At 63.8% G+C, this 24,812-nt stretch carries 25 protein-coding genes and 5 tRNA genes; 5 read left to right on the forward strand and 25 right to left on the reverse strand.

Annotation, left to right across the window (positions count from 1 at the left end; genetic code table 11):
- The 13 genes from NAO55_RS20930 to dinB form a co-directional block, all read right to left on the reverse strand.
- Window positions 1-474: a pilin gene (locus tag NAO55_RS20930; RefSeq protein WP_102839889.1), complete on the reverse strand. Its 474-nt coding sequence runs from the start codon at window positions 472-474 to the stop codon at window positions 1-3.
- Window positions 475-494: 20 nt separating this feature from the next.
- Entirely contained in the window at window positions 495-980 is a 486-nt protein-coding gene (locus tag NAO55_RS20935) for a type II secretion system protein (RefSeq protein WP_061341075.1), read from the reverse strand.
- Window positions 977-1,513, reverse strand: a complete 537-nt coding sequence (locus NAO55_RS20020) for a hypothetical protein (RefSeq protein ID WP_102839888.1) — start codon at window positions 1,511-1,513, stop codon at window positions 977-979. The genes NAO55_RS20935 and NAO55_RS20020 overlap by 4 nt, the downstream gene beginning before the upstream one ends.
- The gene (locus NAO55_RS20025; protein WP_102839887.1) at window positions 1,510-2,748 is read right to left on the reverse strand and encodes a type II secretion system F family protein; all 1,239 of its coding nucleotides are present in this window, start codon (window positions 2,746-2,748) and stop codon (window positions 1,510-1,512) included. The genes NAO55_RS20020 and NAO55_RS20025 overlap by 4 nt, the downstream gene beginning before the upstream one ends.
- Window positions 2,749-2,805: 57 nt before the next feature.
- Window positions 2,806-4,530 carry a GspE/PulE family protein gene (locus tag NAO55_RS20030; RefSeq protein ID WP_102839886.1) on the reverse strand — a complete coding sequence of 575 codons (1,725 nt, stop codon included), beginning with the start codon at window positions 4,528-4,530 and terminating at the stop codon, window positions 2,806-2,808.
- Window positions 4,527-5,894: a tetratricopeptide repeat protein gene (locus NAO55_RS20035; protein ID WP_102839885.1), complete on the reverse strand. Its 1,368-nt coding sequence runs from the start codon at window positions 5,892-5,894 to the stop codon at window positions 4,527-4,529. The genes NAO55_RS20030 and NAO55_RS20035 overlap by 4 nt, the downstream gene beginning before the upstream one ends.
- A complete protein-coding gene (locus tag NAO55_RS20040; RefSeq protein WP_102839884.1) occupies window positions 5,891-6,820 on the reverse strand; it encodes an ExeA family protein in 930 nt (309 codons plus the stop codon). Before NAO55_RS20040 ends, NAO55_RS20035 begins: the two co-directional genes overlap by 4 nt.
- 5 nt (window positions 6,821-6,825) lie before the next feature.
- On the reverse strand, window positions 6,826-8,427 hold the full coding sequence (gene mshL, locus NAO55_RS20045; RefSeq protein WP_102839883.1) for a pilus (MSHA type) biogenesis protein MshL: 1,602 nt from the start codon (window positions 8,425-8,427) through the stop codon (window positions 6,826-6,828).
- Window positions 8,424-8,651: a Type II secretory pathway component gene (locus tag NAO55_RS20050; RefSeq protein WP_232244563.1), complete on the reverse strand. Its 228-nt coding sequence runs from the start codon at window positions 8,649-8,651 to the stop codon at window positions 8,424-8,426. Before NAO55_RS20050 ends, mshL begins: the two co-directional genes overlap by 4 nt.
- Before the next feature lie 91 nt (window positions 8,652-8,742).
- Window positions 8,743-9,417, reverse strand: a complete 675-nt coding sequence (locus NAO55_RS20055; protein ID WP_102839882.1) for a type II secretion system protein GspM — start codon at window positions 9,415-9,417, stop codon at window positions 8,743-8,745.
- Window positions 9,410-10,015 (reverse strand): PilN domain-containing protein, encoded by a 606-nt coding sequence (locus NAO55_RS20060; protein WP_102839881.1) that lies wholly within the window; start codon window positions 10,013-10,015, stop codon window positions 9,410-9,412. Before NAO55_RS20060 ends, NAO55_RS20055 begins: the two co-directional genes overlap by 8 nt.
- Window positions 10,015-10,938, reverse strand: a complete 924-nt coding sequence (locus tag NAO55_RS20065; protein WP_102839880.1) for a type IV pilus biogenesis protein PilM — start codon at window positions 10,936-10,938, stop codon at window positions 10,015-10,017. Before NAO55_RS20065 ends, NAO55_RS20060 begins: the two co-directional genes overlap by 1 nt.
- 319 nt (window positions 10,939-11,257) lie before the next feature.
- Complete coding sequence (dinB, locus tag NAO55_RS20070; RefSeq protein WP_102840389.1) at window positions 11,258-12,322, reverse strand: DNA polymerase IV; 1,065 nt, start codon at window positions 12,320-12,322, stop codon at window positions 11,258-11,260.
- Window positions 12,323-12,416: 94 nt separating this feature from the next.
- Between dinB and NAO55_RS20075 the strand changes: the two genes are divergently transcribed.
- Complete coding sequence (locus NAO55_RS20075; RefSeq protein WP_102839879.1) at window positions 12,417-12,668, forward strand: hypothetical protein; 252 nt, start codon at window positions 12,417-12,419, stop codon at window positions 12,666-12,668.
- Window positions 12,669-12,676: 8 nt separating this feature from the next.
- On the opposite strand, the gene NAO55_RS20080 is transcribed toward NAO55_RS20075, so the two are convergent.
- The 7 genes from NAO55_RS20080 to uvrB all read right to left on the reverse strand — a co-directional run bounded on the left by NAO55_RS20080 (window position 12,677) and on the right by uvrB (window position 17,570).
- Complete coding sequence (locus NAO55_RS20080) at window positions 12,677-13,126, reverse strand: acyl-CoA thioesterase (RefSeq protein ID WP_102839878.1); 450 nt, start codon at window positions 13,124-13,126, stop codon at window positions 12,677-12,679.
- Between the two features lie 183 nt (window positions 13,127-13,309).
- Window positions 13,310-13,385 (reverse strand) — tRNA-Glu (locus NAO55_RS20085).
- Between the two features lie 42 nt (window positions 13,386-13,427).
- A tRNA-Ala gene (locus NAO55_RS20090) sits at window positions 13,428-13,503 on the reverse strand.
- Between the two features lie 44 nt (window positions 13,504-13,547).
- Window positions 13,548-13,623, reverse strand: a tRNA-Glu gene (locus tag NAO55_RS20095).
- 67 nt (window positions 13,624-13,690) lie between these two features.
- Window positions 13,691-13,766 (reverse strand) — tRNA-Ala (locus tag NAO55_RS20100).
- Window positions 13,767-13,943: 177 nt separating this feature from the next.
- Window positions 13,944-15,425, reverse strand: coding sequence for a glutamate--tRNA ligase (gene gltX / locus NAO55_RS20105; protein WP_102839877.1), 1,482 nt, complete (start codon window positions 15,423-15,425; stop codon window positions 13,944-13,946).
- 129 nt (window positions 15,426-15,554) lie between these two features.
- Window positions 15,555-17,570: an excinuclease ABC subunit UvrB gene (uvrB, locus tag NAO55_RS20110; protein WP_063542512.1), complete on the reverse strand. Its 2,016-nt coding sequence runs from the start codon at window positions 17,568-17,570 to the stop codon at window positions 15,555-15,557.
- Between the two features lie 294 nt (window positions 17,571-17,864).
- Between uvrB and NAO55_RS20115 the strand changes: the two genes are divergently transcribed.
- Together NAO55_RS20115 and NAO55_RS20120 are read left to right on the forward strand one after the other, a co-directional pair.
- A complete protein-coding gene (locus NAO55_RS20115; protein ID WP_063542510.1) occupies window positions 17,865-19,061 on the forward strand; it encodes an amino acid aminotransferase in 1,197 nt (398 codons plus the stop codon).
- A 99-nt stretch (window positions 19,062-19,160) separates the two neighbouring features.
- Window positions 19,161-19,236: transfer RNA gene (locus NAO55_RS20120), tRNA-Asn, on the forward strand.
- A 148-nt stretch (window positions 19,237-19,384) separates the two neighbouring features.
- Here NAO55_RS20120 and NAO55_RS20125 read toward each other — a convergent pair.
- Both NAO55_RS20125 and grxD read right to left on the reverse strand, forming a co-directional pair.
- Complete coding sequence (locus tag NAO55_RS20125; RefSeq protein WP_102839876.1) at window positions 19,385-19,747, reverse strand: VanZ family protein; 363 nt, start codon at window positions 19,745-19,747, stop codon at window positions 19,385-19,387.
- A gap of 194 nt (window positions 19,748-19,941) precedes the next feature.
- A complete protein-coding gene (gene grxD / locus NAO55_RS20130) occupies window positions 19,942-20,268 on the reverse strand; it encodes a Grx4 family monothiol glutaredoxin (protein WP_015276168.1) in 327 nt (108 codons plus the stop codon).
- Window positions 20,269-20,541: 273 nt separating this feature from the next.
- Here grxD and argF point away from each other — a divergent pair, with 273 nt between their 5' ends.
- Both argF and NAO55_RS20140 read left to right on the forward strand, forming a co-directional pair.
- Window positions 20,542-21,462 carry an ornithine carbamoyltransferase gene (gene argF, locus NAO55_RS20135; protein WP_102839875.1) on the forward strand — a complete coding sequence of 307 codons (921 nt, stop codon included), beginning with the start codon at window positions 20,542-20,544 and terminating at the stop codon, window positions 21,460-21,462.
- Window positions 21,459-22,556 (forward strand): ABC transporter ATP-binding protein, encoded by a 1,098-nt coding sequence (locus NAO55_RS20140; protein ID WP_102839874.1) that lies wholly within the window; start codon window positions 21,459-21,461, stop codon window positions 22,554-22,556. Before argF ends, NAO55_RS20140 begins: the two co-directional genes overlap by 4 nt.
- Window positions 22,557-22,599: 43 nt before the next feature.
- Here the strand turns inward: NAO55_RS20140 and tadA are convergent, their stop codons facing one another.
- The 3 genes from tadA to NAO55_RS20155 form a co-directional block, all read right to left on the reverse strand.
- The gene (gene tadA, locus NAO55_RS20145) at window positions 22,600-23,094 is read right to left on the reverse strand and encodes a tRNA adenosine(34) deaminase TadA (RefSeq protein WP_102839873.1); all 495 of its coding nucleotides are present in this window, start codon (window positions 23,092-23,094) and stop codon (window positions 22,600-22,602) included.
- A gap of 19 nt (window positions 23,095-23,113) precedes the next feature.
- The gene (locus tag NAO55_RS20150) at window positions 23,114-24,484 is read right to left on the reverse strand and encodes a multicopper oxidase family protein (RefSeq protein WP_102839872.1); all 1,371 of its coding nucleotides are present in this window, start codon (window positions 24,482-24,484) and stop codon (window positions 23,114-23,116) included.
- Between the two features lie 135 nt (window positions 24,485-24,619).
- Window positions 24,620-24,812, reverse strand: a 193-nt coding sequence (locus NAO55_RS20155; RefSeq protein ID WP_256070301.1) for a hypothetical protein, incomplete at its 5' end; no start/stop codon positions are given.

Here is a 24,812-nt window from a genome sequence, read left to right on the forward strand (position 1 = left end):
TTAGTTACATCCGGAAGTGGTCGTGGTGACGCGTGCGACTCGAGCCGTAGCGTCACTAGCTGCTGCATTTGCAGCAGTGTAGGTAGCAAGACAGTTGGCTCCAGTGAATCCGACCGGAGTGAAAGTGATTACATCCCCCGCGGCCGCACCGCCAGTACCAAGCGTAAAGCCGTCAATTTGAGCAGCAGCGCCAATACCAGCCGCGTTCGCAGTCGGATAACCGTCGATCATCGTTACAGCTTGGCCTTCAAGCGTGACCGACGAAGCTCCCGTCGAGTTTGCGGTGGCCAACTGAGCGGCGTGAGCAATTGCTGCAGCCGAACGAAGGGCGCCAGCCATTCCCTCTACGGTAGATGTCCGCGCCTGGCCACTGAAATTCGCAAACCGCGGCAAGGCAAACGCCGCCAGAATCCCCAGAATTACGATCACCATGATCAGCTCGATCAGGGTGAAACCACTTTGTTGCTTTTTCATATGCATTCTCCGGAACGCGCTTAGTTGAAGGTAAAGGCCACTTGGCCGGTGGTGGTGTCATAGGTGATGGCGTCGTCGCCGCCGTCACGCTGGTAGGTGTAGGTGCAAACGGTATTGCCACTGTTCTTGCTGGCCACGTAGTCCGGGTCGGAGCCGCCGATGGTCGGAACCGAGCCCTGCAACACGTTCAGCCAGACATTGGTGCAGTGCAGCGCGGTGCCTTCGGTATTCACCGGCCAGCCGGCGGCATTGACATCGACATTGCCCTCACCGAAGCCTTGTACGTTCGTTTCCGGAGTGGTCACGCCCTTGGCGCGATTGAGTTCCCACTGCGCATGGACGAGCGCGACCGCCGAGCCCAGCGCGCCTGCGGTCCCAGCAACCGCCGAACGATGCGCGTCCTTCGTGGCATTCATGAAGCGCGGCAGTGCGACCGCCGCCAGAATCCCCAGGATGGCGATCACCACCACCAGTTCAATCAGGGTGAACCCCTTGTCTTTTTTCATCGTCTTGCTTGCTCCTCGATAGCTGACATCCATTTCGCCAGTTGCCCGGCCGGGACGGGTTCTAGCTCCAGGCTCACGACCCCGTCCCGGTCCCGTAAGCCCTCCACTGCTTTGGCCGGCACGCGTCGCAGCGCGTAGCCGTGGATTGCGTTCGTCCACGCACCGCTCTGGAAACGGCTGCGGTACAGCACCCAGCCCCTTTGCGGCAGGTAGTGCCAGCAGCCCCGGCGCGGCCGCTCGCCATCGGCCAGCTCGCCGCAATAGTCGTCCGGCTGCCAGCGCAGCTGGCGGAACGGGTCGGCAGCCAGCCACTGACGATCCAGTGCATGTCCGGCCACTACCTCCTCCGCTGCGCGTGCCGCAAGGCCGAGCGCCAGATTGTCTCGCGTGGCCTGCATCGCGCGCGCCTCGCTGACTTGCAGGGCGCGCCAGGCGATGGGCAGCGCCCCGGCCAGCAGCGTGACCGTCAGTACCAGCCAGGCCCCGCGCCAGCCGAACTGGCGCGCCGTTCGGGCATCCAGCACCAGAGTCATGCCCCGCCCCGCGCCGCCGCACCCAGCTCCCACATCGGCAGAAACACGCCCAGCGCAAGAATCAGCACCATCACGCCCATGGCCACGATAAGAATCGGCTCGATGGCATCAGCCAGCTGCTTGAGGTCATAGTCCACCTCCTGCTCGTAGAAGTCGGCGACTTCGATGAACAGGTCATCCAGCGCGCCGGTTTCTTCGCCGACGGCCATCATCTGCAGTACCAATGGAGTGAACAGGCCGGAGTTGTGCGCCGAGCGGGTCAGTGCTTCGCCTCGCTCGACGCTTTCGCGGATGCCGAGAATCGCCTGGCCGATATGCTGGTTGCCGACGCTGGCGCTGTTGATCGAGAGGGTCTGCAGCAACGGCACGCCGGCGCGATACATCATCGCGAAGGTGCGGGTGAAGCGCGCCAGGGCGATACGTTCGAAGATGCCGCCGACGATGGGCAGGCGCAGCTTGATGCGGTCCCAGCGCAAGCGCCCGGCGTCGGTTTCGATCCATTTGAAGAAGGCGTAAAGCCCGCCAACGATGCCCAGCAGCAACAGCCACCAATAGTCGCGCATGAAGTTGGAGGTGCCGATCAGCACGCGCGTGGCCCACGGCAGTTGCGCGTGGAACTGGGCGAAGACTTTGGCGAACGCCGGGATCACCAGGAGGTTGATGACGCCGAGCGCCACCCCCATGGCCACCAGCACGAAGATCGGATAACGCGTGGCCTGCTTGATGCGCTTGCGGGTTTCGCGTTCCAGCTCGAGATAGGCAGACAGCTGCTTGAACGCCTGATCGAGCTGACCGGTGTTCTCGCCGACGCTGACCATGCTGACGAACAGATTGTTGAACACCTTGGGATGCGCGTTCAGCGCCACGGCCATGGACTGGCCGCTTTCGAGGCTGGCGCGCACGTCCTGCAGGATGCCGCGGAAATACAGGTTGCGATTGGATTCGGCCAGCCCGCCGATGGCGCGAATGATCGGCACGCCAGCTTTGTTCAGGCTGTACATCTGGCGGCTGAAGATGATCAGTTCGTCCAGATCGACACGTTTGCGCCGCAGCTTTTCGCGCAGCACGGCAAACACGTCGACGCTATCGGCCTGGGCCCGCTCCGCATCGATGGTCAGCGGCGTGATCTGCCGTGAGATCAGCTCGCTGGCCACGGCGTCGGCACTGGCACCTTCCAGCGCGCCGCTTACCCGCGCGCCACGCAGATCGCGGCCGGTGTAGCGGAAGCTAGGCATCGCCGGCAGCCCCCCGTTGGCGAGCCGGGCCGGTCGAACGCGTCATGCGCCGCAGCATCATGCCGCCACCTCATCATCGGCGAGCGTCGCGCAGACTTTCAGCACTTCTTCGAGGCTGGTGACCCCGGCGATGGCGTAATCCAGCGCGCAGGCCGCCAAGGGTCGATAGTGCGCCTGCTGGCGCGCGGCCTCGGCGAAGCCCTGCGGATCACCCCGACGAAGCGCGGCGATCATCGGTTCGTCCAGCTCGAGCAGTTCGTAGACGCCAACGCGGCCGGCATAACCGGAGTTGTGGCAATGGTGGCAGCCGCTGCCACGCTTGAAGCGGTAGTCGCTGAGCGGCGCGTCGTGCAGGCTCTGCAGCCAGGCCAGCTGGCGCGGATCGGGCGTGTCGTCTTCCATGCAGTTCTCGCACACCCGGCGCACCAGACGCTGGGCCAGCACGGCGTTGAGCGCGGTGGCGACAAGGAACGGCTCGACGCCCATGTCGATCAGGCGCATGGCCGAGGTCAGGGCGTCGTTGGTGTGCAGCGTCGAGAGCACGAGGTGGCCGGTCAGCGCGGCGCGCAGGCCGATCTCGGCGGTTTCCTGGTCGCGGATCTCACCGACCAGCACGATGTCCGGGTCCTGGCGCAGCGCGGCGCGCAGCACGCGGGCGAAGGTCAGTTCGATCCTGGCGTTGACCTGCACCTGATTGACCCGCGGCAGCCGGTATTCGACCGGGTCCTCGACGGTGATGATCTTCTTTTCCGGGCTGTTCAGCTCGGAAAGCCCGGCATAGAGCGTAGTGGTCTTGCCCGAGCCGGTCGGGCCAGTGACCAGTACCATCCCGTGCGGACGCTGCAGCAGGCGCCGGAAGCGCTCGAGCATCACCGGCGGCATGCCGGTCCCGTCGAGCTGGAACATCGCCCCGCTCTGGTCGAGCAGGCGCATGACCACCGACTCGCCGAACTGCACCGGCATGGTCGAGACCCGCACATCGAGGTTGCGGTTTTTCACCCGGATATTGAAACGCCCGTCCTGCGGCAGGCGCTTTTCCGAGATATCCAGGCCGGACATGATCTTCAGACGCATGACCAGCGCCGAGGCGACGCGGTGCTCCTTCATCACCTGCTCGTTGAGCACGCCGTCGATGCGCTGGCGGATGCGCACCACGCCTTCGTCCGGCTCGATGTGGATGTCGGAGGCCTTCATCTGCACCGCGTCTTCGAACAGCGTCTGCAGCAGGCGCACCACCGGCGCGTCGCTGTTGCTTTCACCGAGGCGCGAGAGGTCGAAGTCGCTTTCCTGCAGCTCGCCTTCCAGCTCGCCGGCCAGCGAGGCGATTTCGCTGGTGCGGCGGTAGAGCTGGTCCAGGGCGCCGAGCAACTCGCTCTCACGCACCACCGCCGGGTGGACGCGCTTGCCCAGCAGGCGCTCGATCTCGTCCTGGGCGAAGATGTCCAGCGGATCGGTCATGCCCACCAGCAAGCCGTCGCCCTGCCGCGACAGCACGATGACGCGGAAGCGCCGGGCGACCGCCTCGGGCAGGCTCTGGGTCAGCCCGTTGTCGAATTTGTAATGCTTGAGTTCGACGAAGGGGATCTGCAGCTGCTCGGACAGGGCGCGCAGCAGGCGGCCTTCGTCGATGAAGCCGAGGTCCAGCACGGTGCGGCCAAGCTTGGAGCCGGTTCGTTTCTGATCCTGCAGGGCCAGTTGCAGCTGAGCCTCGCTGATCAGTCCGGCCTGGACCAGCAGGTCGCCCAGGCGGATCTTGCGTTGACGCATGTCTTGCTGGGTCATCGACCATCTCCCAGGGCGGCAGCCCGTTCGGCGGCGAAACGCCGTGCATTGCCATCCAGCCCCTGGCCACGTACGGCCAGCCGATAGCGTTCGGCAGCCAGGGTGGGCTGGTCGAGCTGCTCCAGCGCGATGGCCAGACCCAGCTGCCAGGCGGCCTGCTGCGGCTGTAGCGCGACCAGCTGCCGATAGAGCGCAGCGCTGCCCGACCAATCGCCGACCTGCTGCCGCAATGCAGCCAGCAGCGCGTGATAGCCCGGGTTGGCCGCAACAGCTGGCGAATGCTGTTCGAGGGTGGCGAGCGCCGCGGCCTTGTCGCCGCCGAGCAGCTGTGCCCGGCCCAGCAGCATGCGCAGTTCGGCATCCTCAGGCCGGGCCCGCAGCTGCCCAGGCAGCCAGGCCAGGAGCGCTTCGAGCTGGTTGTCAGCCAGGTAGGCCCGGGCCAACCAGCGCGTTGCCTCCGGGTTGTCCGGTTGTGCCTCGTGCAGCGCTTGCAGCAGCTCGACGGCACGTGGGTAGTTCTGCTGCTGCAAGGCCTGCTGCGCCTCGAGCAACGGGTCCGGCCGGTGGCTGCCGATACGCAGCGATGCCTGCGCGGCAACCTCCGGCGCGGGCACGGGCTCGGGCTCGACGGTCGTTTCGGTGGGCTGCCGCGCAGGTGGCACAACATCGGCGGTCACGGCTTCCGGCACGGTGCGGGTCACCCAGTCGGGCAGGTCCGCTTGCACATCGGCGGCTTCGGCCACCGGCAATTCAAGGGCCTCGCTCGTAACCGCCGGCTCGTTCGCTTGCCGCTTCACCTCCAGCCAGAGCTGAGCATGGCCACCGGCCGGCTCGAGGCGATCACGGATGTCGAGACGCTCGGTCAAGCCGAACAGCAGCACTCGCGCCTCGTCGCCGCGAGCCTCGACACGCCAGGAAAGGCTCAGCCCATCCTGTTCGAAACGTCCGCTACGCGCCTCACCGGCAAGCTCGGCACCAGACAATCGCAGACTGACCGCGCCACCCTCATCGGTACGCTGGTAACTGACCGGGCGATCCAGTAGCAGCTGCAGCACGAAACGGCCTGGCTCCTGATGCGGCAGCACATCGAGCAGGCGTACGACGTCGACCGACGTCGAAGCGGGCACGGCTGCAGGCGCCTCGGCGCGCTCGGGCACTGCCGCCCAGCGCTCCACGGCAAGCCCGGCGCCGGCCGCCACAACGACCACCGCCGCCGGCACCAGCCAGCGTCTGATGCGCGCCGAACGCTGCCGGCGTAGCGCCGCAGCTTCATCCACCGCTTGCATGCCGATCAGCGGCCCTTGCCCGCCGGATGCGGCGCCGCGGGCTTCCAGATCGCGCAGCATGTCGTTGACCAGACTCATGGCTGCACCTCGATCAGGCGCGAGAGCCAAGGCCAAACACCCAGCAACAGGCTCAGGGTGGCGACGCCGGCAGCCATCGCCCAGCGCAGTGGCGACGCGCTCTGCAGGAACGGGCGCGCCCCTTCGGTATCCGCCAGCGCCCTTTGCACGTGACGCCGCGTGATCCGTGGTCTCCCCTCACCGAAGGCGACCATCAGGCATTTGTTGGCGAGAATGTTGAGCAGGCGCGGAATGCCGCCGCTGCTCCTGGCCAGCAATCGCACCGCGGCAGGTCCGAACAGCGGGCTGCCCTGATAGCCGGCCACAGCCAGGCGCTCATGCAGATAGCGACCGACATCGCTGGCGTCGAGCGGCCGCAACCGGTAGGAAAAGGTGATGCGCTGGCGCAACTGGCGAAAGCTCACATGGCTCAGCGTCTCGTCCAGTTCAGGCTGACCGAACAATACCACCTGCAACAGCTTGCGCTGCTCCGTCTCCAGGTTGGTCAGCAAGCGCAGGGCCTCCAGCGTTTCCGCGGGCAGCGCCTGAGCCTCATCGATCAACAGCACGGTGCTGCGTCCGGCGGCCGCCAGCTCGATCAGCCGACGATGCAACGCAGTCAGCAGACCGTGATCGTCCAGACGCTCGACATGGGCGATATGCAGCTCATGCGCCAGTGCCTGACGCAACGCCATCGGGCCGAGCGCCGGGTTCGGCAACCAGGCGACCTGATAGCATTCGGCGTCCAGCCGCTTGAGCAGCTCGCGGCAGAGCAGCGTCTTGCCGGTCCCGACCTCCCCGGTCACCTTGATGAAGCCCTCGCCTTCGGCCAGCGCCACGCGCAGCAGGTTCAGGCAGGCCTGATACGACGGCAGGCGCACCATGAAGCCGGTGTTGGGCGTCAGTGCGAACGGCTTTTCGCGCAACCCGAAGAATGCCTCGTACATGCGCCCTACCTGACCTGGCGGAACGATTCGGCGCTGCGCCGCAGCTCGTCGAGCCAGACCTGATCATCGATCACCTGCGGGCGCATCAGAATCACCAGCTCGGTCTGCTGGAACGCCTTGCGTTGCTGCTGGAACAGGCCGCCGACGATGGGCAGCTTGGACGCCCAGGGAATGTTGGCATCGTTGTTGGTATTGCGGTTCTCCAGCAGACCGCCGATCACCACCACCTGACCGCTACGAGCGCGCACGATGGAATCCGACTGGCGCGTGGTAGACAGCGCCAGCGGCAGGTTGAAGACATTGTCGGAGCTGCCCAGCTGGATGCTCTTGTTCTGGTCCTGCACGCGGCTGACGGTCGGCCGCACATGCAGAGTGACCTGCTCGTGCTCGTCGATCTGGGGGGTTACGTCCAGCGAAATACCGGAGAAGAACGGCGTCAGGGTGATGTCCAGGTCGGGCGCGGTGGTACCGCCGGCGAGCGACGTGGTGGTGGTCGAGACGTCGGTGACGAAGAACTCGTCGGTGCCAACCTTGATCACTGCCTTCTGGTTGTTCAGCGTGGAAATGCGCGGACTGGACAGTACCCGCACATCACCCTGGGTCTCGAGCAGCTGCAGCACACCGCTGAAATCGCCGACGCTGACTGCTGCGCTGAACACGCCGCCGACGTTGTTCACGCCACTCAGCGCGTCGCCCTGCACGCCCAGGGCGAACTCGGCGTTGCCCATCGATCCCAGCTGTGCCCAGTTGATGCCGGACTGGAATCCGTCGGAGAGATTCACCTCGAGAATCTTGGTCTCCAGAATCACCTGCCGCTGCAGATTGCGCTGGGCCTGCTGCAGGAAGCGCTCGACGCTTTGCTGGTCGCTGCTCGACGCGCGCACCACCAGCAGGCCGGCCTGCGGATTGACCACCACGCTGTTGCCAGCCTCGCCGCCGATCATCATCGCCACCACCTCGCGTACTTCGCTCCAGAAGTCGACGTTGCTGCTGGTCAGCAGCTGGCTGGCATTGACGGTGCTCGAAGTGGTGCTGGTCGTGGTGCCGCCTGCACCCGTACCGGTATTGTCGCTGGTCGTGACCTGGCCGGAGCTGACCCGCGTATCGCTCATGCCCTGGCGCTGCAGGTTGAGGTAGTTCAGGTCATAAGTGCGCGTCACCGCGGTATTGGCCTGGATCTGATAGCCGTAGCTGGTGCGGCGGTGGTCATAACCGTAGCTGTCACGCACCGCTGCCAGCACCTCCTCCAGCGTCACGTTGCGCAGGCTGAAGGTGATATTGCCGGTCACGTCAGGGTGTACCAGCAGGTTCTGCCCGGCGTTATCCATCAGGCTGAGAAAGAACTCGCGGGCCGGCATGTCGTTGGCCACCACGTCGAAGCGCGGACCGCTGGCGAGTGCATCGCCTGCAATGTCCAGCGGCGGAATCAGCGCCGCCTGTACCGAAGGTGGTGGCATTGCCTTGGCCTGGCTCTGTTCCAGGCTCTGCTCGAACAGCCGATTGCTCTGCTCGTAAAGACGCTGATCGCCATCCTCGAAGGTCTGACAGGCGGCCAGAAGACAGAACAGGCTCAGCAAGCCGAGGCGCGGCAGAAAGGTCGGCATCATGGTCGGGTTTGGCTCGGGGTGACGATAGGCGCAACCAGACGCAGCAGTTGCCGCTGGCCGTCGCGCTCGATCAAAACGGAGTTGGTGTTGATGGCCAGCAGCCGGGCCTCGGCCAGGCTGTCGCCGACTCGCAGCGAGCGGCCATTGAGAACGGCTCGTGCGCCTTGCGCGCCACGGAAGATCGCCTGCAGTTGCAGCGCGGCCGATGGCTGTTGTGCAGGCATCGCAGAGACAAGCGCCGCCGGCGGTCGCGTCGGATCAAGGGCGAATGCCGAAGCCGGTAGCAGGCACATCAGACAAACGAAGGGCAGAACTCTAGACACCGACCCACCCCGCATGGCGACTGAGGGTATGCAGTTCCAAGGTAATGCGCGCCGCGTCCGGGCCGGCGTCCTCGATCAGGTAATCGAGGCTGTCCCAATGCAGGCGCCAGCCGCTGTCCTGCACCGCCTGCAGATAGCTGAGCAGGTCGAAATAACCGCCCTGCAGCGTCAGGCGCAGACCGTGACGATAAAAGCCTGGCGCGGCTGAAGTCGCGTCGGCGTCCACCGAGGCGGCGCCCGGCAGCTCCAGCGGCGTGCTGAAGCTCTGCAGCCCAACCATCTGCAGCCGCGGCTGGCGACGCAACAGGTCCTGCAGCAGGACCTTCATGCGGGACGGTGACACCAGCGAGCTGGTCTGCTCGTCGATACGTCGCAGGATCTGTTCGCGGCTGGCATCAGCCGCCTCGATCGCGCGCTGGTAAGGCAGATTTGGATCGGCAGCCAGTCTCGCCTGTAGCTCCAGGCGTGTCTTGGTCGCCTCCAGCCGACGGGCCTCCGCGAGGCGACGCTGGCTGTCCTCTTCTGCGATGCGCCGGGTCAGCGGATCGGCAACCAGAAGCACATAAAGCAGCGACAGCAAGGTCAGGCCTACCAGCAAGCACAACCACTGCTCACGCGGAGCCAGCGCCTGCCAGCGTTGCCGCAAGCTATCCACGCGATCATTCATTCTCGCTCTCCTTGATGGCACGGGACGACAGGTGGAACAGCAGCAGGCCATCGTCTTCGCGCTGCAGGTCGAAGCTGCCGAACTCACGTCCGCGCAGGGCGTCGCTGCGTCCCAGGCTTTCCAGGTAGAGCGGCAGCAGCTCCTGGTCCTGGCTCAGCCCTCTCAGCAGTATGTCGCTGCCTCCGGCCTGCAGGCGGATGCGCGTCAGCCAGAGCCCGCTGGGTGGATGGCGCTCGGAGAGCGCAGCGAGCAGCGGTGCGAAACCGTCACGCAGCTGGCTGTCGAGCGTTTGCAGGTGCGTCGCCAGCGCTTGCAGCTGGCGGTTTCGCGCCTCGCGTTCCGCCAGCTGTGCCGGCAACCGGTTATCCAGCGTCGGCTCGCGATAACCGGCCCTGAAGGCCGTCAGCTCGGATTCGGCAGCCAGCGCCTGCGCCTCGGCCGCCTGGCGCGCAAGCGCGCTTTGCTTCAGCATCCAGCCCTGCCAGGCAGCATGCGCCAGCAGCGCCACGAGCAGCGCGCATGCACCGAGCAGAATCATCCGCGGGCGCGGCCCACCCTGTGCGCGGCGTTCACGCTGATAGAGGTTGACGTTCTGCATCAGGGGGCGTCCTGCCGCAGCGCGGCGCCAACGGCGCCGAGACAGAAGGCCTGCTGCGCTTCGCTCAGATCCGCGGCTGGCTGGCCCGGGAACAGATCGCGCAGATCGAGGCGCTGAAGGTTGACTGCCAAACCGCCGGCAAGCCCCTGGTAGGTCCGCTCGCCGTCCTGCTTCATGGGGAGAAGCATCAGCCGGTTGATGTAGCCCTTGCCGAGCTGACTCTCGAAATAGTCGAGCGAGCGCTGGATCTCCAGCGTCATGCTGCCCAGCTCCTGGGCGGCACGAGCCAGGCCCTGTTCGATGCGCCGCGCCATGTAGAGATCCGCACCGTTCTGAATGCAGATCAGGCCTTCGCTGGTACGCAGACGCAGCAGGGCGATGTTGACGCCCTCGGCGCCGGCGAGCATGCCCAGGTTACGAAACGCCATCTCGGTGATATCGATGCTGGCCAGCCGCAGCCCCGCCTGTTGCACCAGCTCGACGTACTGCTGCATGCGGCCTTTGTCCAGCACCGCGCAATAGACCATGCGCGTACGCCCGCGATAGGCGTCCTCCGGAAGGGCGAAACAGTCGATCACGACGTCGTCCAGCGACTGGCTGATCATGTCCTTGATTCGCCAACGCATGGCGTCACGAAGCTCCTGCGGCGGGACGTCAGCGGCCTCGAGCAGGAACAGCTGGTACTCGGATGGATGTAGCAGGAGATTGACCGGTAGCCCTTGCAGGGTGCGCTCGCTCACCGCCCGCTCCAGCAGCGCAGCGTGGGCATCGACCGGACCTTCGAAATATTCACAGCGCAGCAGCGCGGGCCGCTCCCCTGGCGAGCGCAGCAGATGCGCCAGCGCGAGACCTTGCGGTCCCGGCTCAATGCCCAGCGTGCCGGCCGGCTTGGACTTTCTGGATGAAGAAGAAAACAGACCCACCAATGGCTCCCCTGCCAGGACGTCGGGCTTCAGCCGCCAGAAAACAGATGATCGATACGGATGACGTCACTAGATAGCATATTGCCATCTAACCGGACTCTAACAATATCCGCCGCGCAGGTCCAAATATTGTCGTGAATCAAGCATTCGCCAAAGATGCGTCATTTCACTCGCGTCATGATGCGGGTGAGCCCGTCAACAGGCGAAAGGCGCTCTCTATGGGCGGGCTGCCGAGGGTGACTTTGCAGGGGAAGATTCAGACGAACGGCAGCCGCCGCCGAGCCAAGTTCCGGAGCCAGGGTGCCTCAGGCGGGGACGGCTAGAACAGACTGAGCTGCTCGAAGCCTCCACGCAGGTCGATCAGACGAACGCCGATTCCAATCAACCGCACCGGGCGGCCACCACGCGCGAAAGCACCGGCAAGCAGCTCCGCGTAGTCGCCAAGCTCCAGCCCGGCACCGGCCTGTTCCAGCGTGGTCTGGGTAAAGTCATGGAACTTCAGCTTGACGAATGGCTTGCCGGGCCGATAGCCGCCGTCCAGCCGGGCCATACGCACTCCCAACTGCTGCAGCAGCTCAGGGAGGCGTTCGATACAGGCCGCAAGGTCAGGCAGATCGCGGTCGTAGGTCTGCTCGACACTCACCGACTGACGCCGGCTTTCCACTTGTACCGGACGCTCGTCTATGCCGCGCGCCAGCCCCCAGAGGCGCTCACCAAAGGCGCCGAACTCGCGGACCAGCGCCAATCTGCCCCACTCACGCAGGTCATTGCAGGTGTGGATTCCCAGGCGCCCAAGTTTCTCGGCAGTGACTCGACCGACACCATGCAGACGCTTCACTTCCAACGCCCGCACGAACTCCTCGACCTGCGTCGGGGTGATCACGAACAGACCGTCGGGCTTGTTCCATTCGCTGGCAATCTTGGCCAGGAACTTGTTGGGCGCCACGCCTGCCGACACGGTGATGCGCAACTGCTGCCAGACACGCCGACGGATGTCCTCGGCTATGCGCGTGGCGCTGCCGGAAAAGTGTTCGCAGGCGGTGACGTCCAGGTAGGCCTCATCCAGCGACAGCGGTTCGATCTGCTCGGTATAGGTCCGAAAGATGTTATGGATCTCGCGCGAGGCTTCGCGGTAGGCCTCCATCCGAGGACGCAGGATCAGCAGGTCTGGGCAGAGCTTGAGGGCGTGGCCGGACGCCATGGCCGAGCGGACCCCATACGCGCGCGCCTCGTAGTTGCAGGTGGCGATGACGCCGCGCCTGTCCGCTGCGCCGCCGACCGCGATCGGCCGGCGCGCCAGACTCGGATCGTCGCGCATTTCGATCGCGGCATAGAAGCAATCGCAATCGATATGGATGATCTTGCGGGAACTGGCCTGACTCACGGAACCGCTACCGGAATGGAATGAACGAAACTTCAGCACGACAGGTCGTTAATGAAAGGGCAAGCCCCTTACCACCCGATAGTCGGAGGCTCAGATGAAAATCTTGTACGCAGGCATCATCACGCTAGGCAGCTTGTTCTCCGCGATGGCGATCGCCGATCAGGACATGATGAACACGCAGCCGCAAGGTACCAACATCCAGCAACAGAAGCATGGCGACGACCAGATGCACGACAACAAGGATGGCGATAAACAGCGGATGAAAGAAGAAGTCCAGGACGACTGGCGCGACGACGCCGAGAAGCGCCGCGAAAGCGACGTGATGAAACCGGAGCAACGCGGCTAAGCCACCCATCAGAGCTCTAGCGGATAGGGCTGTATCAACGCATTGCCATAGCCCTCAATGAACTCCGGCGGCATGCGCTTGGGCCTGCCGCTGGAAAGCTCGATGCAGACGAAGGTGGTCTGCGCGCGCAGCAGCGTCGCGCCGTCGGCGGACCTGATCAGCTGAAAACTGCGCTTCATCTTCAGGCGCTGATCGGACTCCGAAATCCAGGTGCCGAGCTGTAGCTCATCGCCTTCATAGGCCGCGGCGAGGTAATCGATTTCATGGCGCAGCACCGCCATGGCCCGGTCGAGCCGCCGATAGTCGGCTATTCCCAGCCCCAGGCTCTGCGAGTGCTGCCAGGCGCACTGCTCCAGCCATGTCACATAGACCGCGTTATTGGCATGCCCAAGCTCGTCGATATGTTCCACCTCGACTTGCAGGTCAATGATGAACGCCTGTGGCTGGTCCCAGCTCATTCGTCAGATACCCTTGATGACCGATGCGATGGCCTATGAAAGCGCAGCTGAGCCGGCAAGTCACGCCCGCTGCCGACGGCTATGACGAGCCATTCAGCCAACGCAACGCATTTTCGTCGCGCAAAACAAAAAGGGCCATCTCATGAAAGATGACCCCTTGAAGCCCAAAACGGGCAATAAAAATGGCGTCCCCTAGGGGACTCGAACCCCTGTTACCGCCGTGAAAGGGCGGTGTCCTAGGCCACTAGACGAAGGGGACGAAACCTTCGACGATTCCGAAATTTTGGAATCGCTGGCAATTTGGTGGAGCTAGACGGGATCGAACCGTCGACCTCTTGCATGCCATGCAAGCGCTCTCCCAGCTGAGCTATAGCCCCGGATTTAGCGTCCCTCGACGTGCGATGCGAACATCGCTGAATAGTGGCGTCCCCTAGGGGACTCGAACCCCTGTTACCGCCGTGAAAGGGCGGTGTCCTAGGCCACTAGACGAAGGGGACGCAATCCCTTCAAGCGCAACCTGTACTTCGATGGCTACAGGCTGGTGGCAATTCTGCTCTTCGAGATTGGTGGAGCTAGACGGGATCGAACCGTCGACCTCTTGCATGCCATGCAAGCGCTCTCCCAGCTGAGCTATAGCCCCATCTCGAGGACGGGGCGCATATTAGGGGTGCCCCCCGGCAGTGTCAACAACAAATTTCGGCGCGACCGCAGTTTTTTTGGCAGCAGGAACAATTACTTACCGCCGACCAACGGTCGCAACACGATGCTGCCGAACCACCAAGCAGAATGGCGGTGCCTGAGTCGGCACCGCCTCGGCTCAGGCGAGGCTGGCCAGAAGCTTCTCCCACTCCTTGACTTCCTTCTTCGACGCCCCGCCAAGCAGCTCCAGCGCGTTGCGCAGGCGGAAGCGCGTCAGATCCGGGCCGAGAATCTCCATTGCATCGAGCACGGAGACAGAACTGGCCTGACCGGTAATCGCGGCGAACATCAACGGCATCACGTCGCGCAGCTTCAAGCCAAGGTGTTCGGCGACCTGAGTGACGCAGGCGGTGATGCGTTCCTTCTCCCACTGGCGCAGTGCCTCGAGCTTCCACAGGATCAGTTGCATGACCTGGCGCACCTGCGTGGCATCGAGCTTCTTGTGAGCGAACAATGCGGGGTCGAGCGGCAATGCACCGGAAAAGAAGAAGCCAGCCAATGGCGCAATCTGACTGAAGGTTTCCACGCGCTGCTGCACGTGCGGCGCGATCTGCATCATGTACTCGGGATTGAACGCCCACTTCTGTACTTCGGCAGCGAACTGCTCGACCGGCAGCTCGCGCAGCCACTGGCCGTTGAGCCAGGAGAGCTTCTCCAGATCGAAGATCGGTCCACCGAGCGATACCCGGTTGATGTCGAAGTGCTCGATCATCTCGTCGAGCGTGAACTTCTCGCGCTCATCCGGCATCGACCAGCCCATACGGCCGAGGTAGTTGAGCATCGCCTGCGGCAGGAAGCCCATGCGCTCGTAGAAGGTCACCGAGGTCGGGTTCTTGCGCTTGGACAGCTTGCTCTTGTCCGGATTGCGCAGCAGCGGCATGTAGCACAGCTGTGGCTGTTCCCAGCCGAAGTACTCGTACAGCTTGATCAGCTTGGGCGCCGATGGCAGCCACTCTTCGCCACGCAGCACATGGGTGATGCCCATGAGGTGGTCGTCGACCACGTTGGCAAGGAAGTAGGTCGGCAGGCCGTCGGCCTTCATCAGCACCTGCATATCCATGCGATCCCAGCCGATCTCGACGGTGCCGCGCAGCATGTCGTTGACCTGACACACGCCTTCGCTCGGCACCTTCATGCGGATCACATACGATTCACCAGCAGCAATGCGACGCTCGGCTTCGGCCGGATCAAGGTGCATGCAATGGCCGTCATAACGCGGCGTTTCCTTATTCGCCATCTGCTCGGCACGCACCTGATCCAGGCGCTCGGCGCTACAGAAGCAGGGGAAGGCGTGCCCCTTGGCGACCAGCTCATCCGAATACTTCTTGTAGATCTCGCCGCGCTCGCTCTGCCGGTACGGGCCATGCGGGCCACCGACATCCGGGCCCTCGTCCCACTCGATACCCAGCCAGCGCAACGCGTCGTAGATTTGCTGTTCGGATTCTCGGGTCGAGCGCACCTGATCGGTATCCTCGATGCGCAGGATGAACTGGCCGCCGTGCTGACGGGCGAAGCACAGATTGAACAGCGCAATGTAGGCGGTGCCGACGTGAGGATCGCCGGTCGGGGAAGGCGCAATGCGGGTGCGAACCGTGGTCATGGAAGCTCTCGGACGAAAAAGGACGGACGAAAATCGAAAGGGCGAATGTTAGCAGGCACGCCGCGCTGGGCTCCAGCCGAACACCGGAGCACGCACCATTGCGCACCTGACTCATGCCGCTGCAGGTATTCAGACCTGCAGCAACAGCTCGCGCAGCTTGTGAATCTCGTCGCGTGCCTCGGCGGCCGCCTCGAATTCCAGATCGCGCGCCAGGCTCAGCATTTTCTCCTCCAGCTGGCGAATCCGCTTGGTGATCTCGCTCGGCGAACGCAGCTCCTTCTCGTAGCGCGCACTCTCCTCCGCCGCCTTGGCCTCGCCACGCCGCTTCTTGCTGCGCGAGCCGGGGACCGTGGCGCCCTCGAGAATGTCCTGCACATCCTTCTTGACGCCCTTGGGCACGATGCCATGAGCCTCGTTGAAGGCGATCTGCTTGGCGCGACGGCGCTCGGTCTCGTCGATGGCGCGCTGCATGGAACCGGTGACATTGTCGGCGTAGAGAATCGCCCGGCCATTGAGGTTGCGCGCGGCGCGGCCGATGGTCTGGATCAGCGAACGCTCCGAGCGGAGGAAGCCTTCCTTGTCCGCGTCGAGAATCGCCACCAGCGACACCTCAGGCATGTCCAAGCCTTCGCGCAGCAGGTTGATGCCCACCAGCACATCGAACGTGCCCAGGCGCAGGTCACGGATGATCTCCACCCGCTCCACGGTATCGATGTCCGAATGCAGGTAGCGCACCCGCACATCGTGATCACCGAGGTAGTCGGTCAGGTCTTCGGCCATGCGCTTGGTCAGCGTGGTGACCAGCACCCGCTCCTCCTTGGCCACGCACTTGCGGATCTCTGACAGCAGGTCGTCGACCTGCGTCAGCGCCGGACGCACCTCGATCTGCGGATCGACCAGCCCCGTCGGACGCACGACCTGCTCCACCACGCGGCCTGCATGTTCGGCCTCATAAGGTCCGGGTGTCGCGGAGACAAAGATGGTCTGCGGGCAGATCGCTTCCCACTCGTCGAAGCGCATCGGCCGGTTGTCCAGCGCCGATGGCAGGCGGAAGCCGTACTCCACCAGGGTTTCCTTGCGCGAGCGGTCGCCCTTGTACATCGCGCCGACCTGCGGCACCGAAACGTGGGATTCGTCGATCACCAGCAGGGCATCGGCCGGCAGGTAGTCGAACAGCGTCGGTGGCGGCTCGCCGGCATCACGCCCGGACAGATAGCGCGAGTAGTTTTCGATGCCGTTGCAGTAACCCAGCTCCATGATCATTTCCAGATCGAAGCGCGTGCGCTGCTCCAGACGCTGCGCCTCCACCAGCTTGTTCTGGCTGCGCAGGTAATCGAGGCGCTCGCGCAGTTCGTCCTTGATCTTCTCGATGGCATCGAGCAGCGTTTCCCGCGGCGTCACGTAGTGGCTCTTGGGATAGAAGGTGAAGCGCGGCAGCTTGCGGATCACTTCGCCGGTGAGCGGATCGAAGGCCGACAGGCTCTCCACCTCGTCATCGAACAGTTCGATGCGCACCGCTTCGAGGTCCGATTCCGCCGGAAAGATGTCGATCACATCGCCGCGCACACGGAAGGTGGCTCGGGCGAAATCCATGTCGTTGCGGGTGTACTGCAGCCCGGTCAGCCGGCGCAGCAGCTCGCGCTGATCGAGCCGATCACCACGATCGACGTGCAGCACCATCTTCAGGTACGACTGCGGATCGCCCAGGCCGTAGATGCACGACACCGTGGTGACGATGATCGCATCCGGGCGTTCCAGCAGCGCCTTGGTTGCCGACAGGCGCATCTGCTCGATGTGATCATTGATCGATGCGTCCTTCTCGATGAAGGTGTCCGACGACGGCACATAGGCTTCCGGCTGGTAGTAGTCGTAGTAGGAAACGAAATACTCCACCGCGTTGTTCGGAAAGAACGCCTTGAACTCGCCATAGAGCTGCGCGGCGAGCGTCTTGTTCGGCGCCAGCACGAGCGTGGGTCGCTGCACATGGGCGATGACGTTGGCGATGCTGAAGGTCTTGCCCGAGCCGGTAACGCCCAGCAGCGTCTGGTGCGACAGCCCCGCCTCGATGCCTTCGATCATCTGCCGAATGGCCTCCGGCTGATCGCCGGCCGGCTTGAAACGGGTGACCAGTTCGAACTTGGACATTTCGCCTCTCTAGGTAACGTGTGCGAGCTTGGCAGCCGGACTTTCGACAGCCTTCCAGCGGTTTGGCGCGACAGCCAGCGGTTCCTGAAGTACGCCCCTGCGATTGGCGCGCGGGGCTGAGAAACCGCCCATCTTTTCAGTACGCAAAACGCACCGAAAGTGATCAGAAAACCTCGGTAGCATATCGCAGGCAACAGGCTTGACCGCTATACTACCGCCCCGTTTGCGCATCACCCTGCGCGCCGACGCGAGGGTGGTGAATCTAGTCACTCTTCTCTTTCGAGCCCCCTCACCATGAGTTTGTTCTCTGCTGTCGAAATGGCGCCGCGCGATCCTATCCTCGGCCTCAATGAAGCCTTCAACGCCGACACGCGGCCGAACAAGGTCAACCTCGGTGTCGGTGTCTACTACAACGAAGAAGGTCGTATTCCGCTGCTGCGCGCCGTGGTCGAGGCAGAGCATGCCCGCATCGCCGCCCACGCGCCGCGCGGCTACCTGCCGATCGAAGGCATCGCCGCTTACGATGCTGCCGTACAGAAGCTGCTGTTCGGCAACGATTCTCCGCTGATCGCCGAAGGCCGGGTGGTGACTACCCAGGCGCTCGGCGGTACCGGCGCACTCAAGGTTGGCGCAGACTTCCTCAAGCGTTTGCTGCCGGACGCCGTGGTTGCCATCAGCAACCCGAGCTGGGAAAACCATCGCGCGCTGTTCGAGTCGGCCGGCTTCCCGGTGCAGAACTACAGCTACTACAACGCCAGCACTCATGGCATCGACCGCGCCGGTCTGCTGCAGGACCTGAAGAACCTGCCGCCCCGCTCCATCGTCGTGCTGCACGCCTGCTGCCACAACCCGACCGGTGTCGATCTGAACCTGGACGATTGGAAGCAGATTCTCGACGTGCTACGCGCCCAAGATCACGTACCGTTCATCGACATCGCTTACCAGGGCTTCGGCGACAGCATCGAAGAGGACGCCGCGGCGGTACGCCTGTTCGCCGAGTCGGGCATGACCTTCTTCGTGTCCAGCTCGTTCTCCAAGTCCTTCTCGCTGTACGGCGAACGTGTCGGCGCGCTGTCGATGGTCACCCAGAGCCGCGATGAGTCAGCTCGCGTGCTGTCGCAGGTCAAGCGCGTGATCCGCACCAACTATTCCAACCCGCCGACCCATGGCGCCATGATCGTCTCCGCTGTACTCAATAGCCCAGAACTGCGCGCCATGTGGGAAGCCGAACTGGGCGAGATGCGCAGCCGCATTCGTGAGATGCGCCTGAGCATGGTCGAGCTGCTGGCATCCAAGGGCGCGAAGACGGACTTCAGTTTCGTCGCTGCGCAGCGCGGCATGTTCTCCTATTCGGGGCTCACCGCCGAACAGGTCGAGCGGCTGCGGGTCGAGTTCGGCGTCTACGCCATCAGCACCGGCCGGATCTGCGCCGCGGCACTGAATCGCAGCAATATCGGCCACGTCACCGACGCCATCGTCCAGGTGCTCTGAGCTGACGCGCCGGGGCCATGGCGTATCACGCGCCCGGCCCCGACGCACTGTGGGAGGGGTTGACTTCTCCTTTCCAAACAGTAGGATACGCACCGTTGTTCCGCGATAGCTCAGTCGGTAGAGCAAATGACTGTTAATCATTGGGTCCCTGGTTCGAGTCCAGGTCGCGGAGCCAAATTCGAAAGCCTCGGTTAATACCGGGGCTTTTTTGTGGATGCCGGACTCTCACCAGGGACCATGTCCCAGGTTATTCGCTTCGCTCACCCCTTCGGGGCCGCGCAGCGCGCATTCCCACTAGCGCATCGAGCCCAGATTGCCGAATCCTACTCGGCAAGCGGCTCGCCCAGCCGCTGACGCCACCAGCCCTGCGCAATCAGTGAACAGCCCCAGCCCAGCAGCACACCCAGCACATTGGCCAACATGTCCCAGCGCGAAGCGGTCCGATAAGGCAGCAAGCCCTGCCCTATCTCGATCGACAGGGCAGCGACGAGCGTCAGGCCCAGCCCCCATAGGAACGGTACCCGCGGAAACGCCAGGCGCAGCGTAAAAGCCAGCGCGGCGAAACCCAGCAGATGATGCAGCTTGTCCTGCTGATCGAACAGTTGCGGCACCGGCTCCGGCTTCAGGCCGTTGAAAAGGACGACCGCCAACACGATCAGAAAGGGCAGCATTCGCATATAGGGCATCGGGTGGCGTCTCTCACTTCAAATGGGCGAAACAGAACAGAGGGTAAACGCCCTCACAGCGAACTGTGACTGCGAAAAAACCATAATGATCAACGACGTCAGCCGAGCGGCATTTTTTCGAGACGCAGCACAAACAAAAATGCCCGCATCCTTCGATGCGGGCATCAGGCAATGCCTACACGGTCAGACCGTGCTTACGCCTCGGTCTTGCCGACAGCGGATTTGATCAGGGTCTGCAGCTCACCCTTCTCGAACATCTCGAGGATGATGTCGCTGCCACCGACCAGCTCACCGTTCACCCACAGCTGCGGGAAGGTCGGCCAGTTGGCGTAGGTCGGCAGGTTGGCGCGAATCTCCGGGTTCTGCAGGATGTCGACATAAGCGAACTTCTCGCCACAGCCCATCACGGCCTGGGTCGCACGAGCGGAGAAGCCGCACTGCGGGGCGTTGGGCGAGCCCTTCATATAAAGCAGGACCGGGTTGTTGGCGATCTGTTCTTTGATGGTTTCGATGATATCCATGGAGTACCTCGGCTAGACACGGTTGCCGCGCATTGTAACGGAAAACGCGCGGGAAAGCCGAGCGTAGGACTCGGCTATGTTGTCGCGCAAAGGCCGCCAATACTGCGATTCAGCCGGCCGAAGGCCGGTGGGTCGAGGATTTGCGCCTGTGCTCGCTTTCTGGATAAGATCGCGCCTTTCCCGTTTCGTCGCTCCCCGTGCGACCCCCAGTCGTCGGTCCCCTTTTTCTGTCGAAAAGCACTGGATCGCGCTGCGGCAATAAAGGTAGTTGATATGAGCGCAAGGCATTTTCTCTCACTGATGGACTGCACGCCCCAGGAGCTGAACAGCCTGGTCCGCCGCGGCATCGAGCTGAAGGATCTGCGCGAGCGCGGCGTCCTGTTCGAACCCCTGAAGAATCGCGTGCTGGGCATGATCTTCGAGAAAGCCTCGACCCGCACCCGCCTGTCCTTCGAAGCCGGCATGATCCAGCTCGGCGGCCAGGCGATCTTCCTCTCGCCGCGCGACACCCAGCTCGGGCGCGGCGAGCCGATCAGCGATTCGGCCATCGTCATGTCGCGCATGCTCGATGCGGTGATGATCCGCACCTTCGCCCACTCGACCCTCACCGAATTCGCCGCCAACTCGAGCGTGCCGGTCATCAACGGTCTTTCCGATGACCTGCACCCTTGCCAGCTGATGGCCGACATGCAGACCTTCCATGAGCACCGCGGCAGCATCGCCGGCAAGACGGTGGCCTGGATCGGCGACGGCAACAACATGTGCAATACCTATATAGAAGCTGCCATCCAGTTCGACTTCCAGCTGAAGGTCGCCTGTCCCGAGGGCTACGAGCCCGACGCCGAGCTGATGGCACGCGCCGGTGATCGCGTGCAGGTGATGCGCGATCCGCGCGAAGCGGCTGCAGGGGCACACCTGATCAGCACCGACGTCTGGGCCTCCATGGGCCAGGAAGACGAAGCCGCTGCCCGCCTGGCCACGTTCCGCCCCTATCAGGTGGACCGCGCCCTGCTCGATTGCGCCGCCGAAGACGTGTTGTTCATGCACTGCCTGCCAGCCCACCGTGGCGAGGAAATCAGTCACGACCTGCTCGATGATCCGCGCTCGGTCGCCTGGGATCAGGCCGAGAACCGCCTGCATGTGCAGAAGGCGCTGCTGGAGTTTCTCGTCGAGCCGGCTTATCACCACGCATGAAACACGAGCCGCCGCTGCTGCAACTGCGTGACCTGGCCTGCGGCTACGGCGAGCAGAGCATCGTCCAGCACCTGAACCTGCATCTGAACCGCGGCGACATCGGCTGCCTGCTGGGTCCGTCCGGCTGCGGCAAGACCACCACGCTGCGCGCCATCGCCGGCTTCGAGCCGGTGCACCAGGGCGAGATTCACCTGGCGGAGTCGGTCATCTCCCGCTCGGGCTTTACCCTCGCGCCGGAGAAACGCCGCATCGGCATGGTGTTTCAGGACTACGCGCTATTTCCCCACCTCACCGTGGCGGAAAACATCGCCTTCGGTATCCGCAAGCAGCCTGACTGCTCACGAATCGTTGGCGAGATGCTCGAGCTGGTGCACCTGAGCGCGCTCGGTAAACGCTATCCGCATGAGCTTTCCGGCGGTCAGCAGCAGCGCGTGGCGTTGGCCCGGGCGCTGGCGCCGGAACCGGCCTTGCTGCTGCTCGACGAGCCCTTCTCCAACCTCGACGTGGAACTGCGCCGACGCCTCAGCCACGAGGTGCGCGAAATCCTCAAGGCGCGCAACACCAGCGCGATTCTGGTGACTCACGACCAGGAAGAGGCCTTCGCCGTGAGCGATCAGGTCGGCGTGTTCAAGGATGGCCGGCTGGAGCAGTGGGACACCCCATTCAATCTCTATCACGAGCCGCTGACACCCTTTGTCGCCAGCTTCATCGGGCAGGGGTATTTCATCCGCGGACAGCTGCTGGACCCTGAAACGGTACAGACCGAGCTAGGCCCGATTCGCGGCAACCGCGCCTACAACTGGCCCGCAGGTAGCTCGGTAGACGTGCTGCTGCGCCCGGACGATATCGTCTACCGGCCGGAAAGCCCGTTGCGGGCACTGATCGTTGGCAAGACCTTCCTCGGCGCGTCCACCTTGTACCGACTGCAGCTACCCACCGGCAACCAGCTGGTGGCCATCTTCCCCAGCCACGCGGACTACCCGACCGGGCAGGACGTCGGCATCGCCATCGCCGCCGATCATCTGGTAGTGTTTCCGGCCCAGGGCAGCGTCGCTGCCCGCGACATACTACCGACTGCCGCGGCAGCCCGCTGAACCGCGCAGCTTAGGACATTGCCCTGCTGACGGCGTACCGGCATCAGCCGTCCGCTCGCCCCTTCTGCCGGCGCTGGCGGAAAAACTCGCTGAGTACCGCACCACACTCCTCCGCCAGCACGCCGCCCTCGACCAAGACACGATGGTTGAGAAAGGCCTGCTCGAAGAACTGACCGCGGCTGACCACCACACCCGCCTTCGGCTCGGTGGCGCCGTAGACCACCCGCTGGATGCGCGAATGCACGATCAGACCGGCGCACATGCTGCACGGCTCCAGCGTGACGTAGAGCGTCACGCCGGGTAGCCGATAGTTCTGCAGCGCCTGCGCTGCGTCACGCACCGCAACCATTTCCGCATGGGCACTGGGGTCGTGCTGCGAGATCGGGCAGTTGAAGCCGCGCCCAATGATCCGCCCATCCTGCACCAGCACAGCGCCCACCGGCACCTCACCCAACGCGGCACCCTGCGCTGCCAGCGCCAGGGCTTCGCGCATGAACCGCTCATCCTGGCTGCGGTCGATGATCTGCGGCGTCCTCACGACTGTGCCCTGCCCTGTTTCATACCACCTCGATCGCGGCCATCAGGCCGGTCTCCATATGGTCGATGACATGGCAATGGAACATCCAGGTGCCCGGATTATCGGCGACCAGCGCGATGCGAGCCGTCTCGTTCTTGCCCAGCAGATAGGTGTCGGTGAACCAGGGGTCGATCTTGCGTCGGTTGGACGAGATCACCTGGAAGGTCATGCCGTGCAGGTGGATCGGATGCTGATACTGACTGAGATTGCGCAGCTCGAAGATGTAGTGACCATCCTTCTTCAGCGTCGCGATCGGCCGCTCGGCGCAGCTCTTGTCGTTGATGTCCCAGGCCTGGCCGTTGATCTGCCAGAACGTGTAGGCCGCCCCCTGCTCGACATCCGCTGAAAGATGGCCGGCCCACTCGAAATTGAAGCGCAGCACCTCGGCCCGCTGCAGGTCCGGCACCGCGACCGGGTTGGCCGGCAGTGCCGGCGGCCAGTCGCCAGTGACTTCGTCATGCGCTACCGAGCGCAGCGTCGCCAGCCGCAACGGACCGTTGCGCAAGGACAGCTCGGTGCCTGCCCGCGGCACCTTGAGCGCCAGGTCGATGCGCATGCCCGGGCCGAGCCAGTACTCCTTGCCCAGCGGACGCGGCGCGATCGGGTGGCCGTCGAGCGCATAGACGCGCGCCTCGCCATCCGGCAGGTTCAGCCGATAGGTCAGCGTATTGTCGAGGTTCAGCACGCGCAGCCGTACGACCTGCCCGGCCGGCAGATCCAGCACCGGAGCATGCTTGCCGTTGATCGTCGACAGCACTCCCGGCGTGCCACCGCGGGCCGCCTCGCGCGGCACGCTGAATTCGGTGAAGGCGCCCTGCTTGTCGATGTGCCAGCTCTTCAGATTGAGTGTGCGCTCGTGGCGGAAGCCGCTCGGTTCGCGCTCCTCGACGATCAGCGGACCGACCAGCCCGCGACCCAGCTGCGCGGCGCTGCTGGTGTGCGGGTGATACCAGAAGCTGCCGGCATCGTGCAGCTGGAAGCGGTAGTCGAAAAACTCCCCGGGCAGGACCGGCAGCTGCGACACAAAGGGCACGCCGTCCATTTCCAACGGCAGACGGATGCCGTGCCAGTGAATGGTGGTGGGCTCCGGCAGCTGGTTGATGAAACGCACGCGCAACCAGTCACCCTGGCGACCACGCAGCTCGAGACCAGGCGCCTGCCCGCCATAGGCCCACGCCGGTGTAACGTGGCCGGGCACCAGCTCGACATCCAGCGGCGCGGCGATCAGTTCATAGTCGTGGGTGGTGATATCGGCCGGGCGACCGAGCCAGTAGCGCGCACCGCTACCGGCCAGGCCGACCACACCGAGGCCGGCCAGGCCGGCGAGAATCTGTCTACGGGTAAAGGACATGCATGGGCTCCAGCCAGTCCGAATTCATGGGCCCATCAGGCTCGACGCGCCTCTCTGCGGAGGCTGCGCATAGCATGAGGGCAGCCTGGGCTGCCCTCATTGCTTCAGATCATTCCCACTCTATCATTTTTTGCGTCATAACCATATGAATAATAGGTTATTTTTCAAATAGCTATCATCTAAAACCATGAATGATGCCATGCCGATGAGGACCCGGTTTCTCAACTGATTATCGAGATCCTGAGCAGCCTGGCTTGAACAATCCTTTATGGGAATGGGCGTACGGTAAATTTTCGCAGATGGTACTGCCCCCCCCCCCCCCCCCCCC

Source organism: Stutzerimonas frequens, assembly GCF_024448335.1.
Taxonomy (GTDB): Bacteria; Pseudomonadota; Gammaproteobacteria; order Pseudomonadales; family Pseudomonadaceae; genus Stutzerimonas; species Stutzerimonas frequens.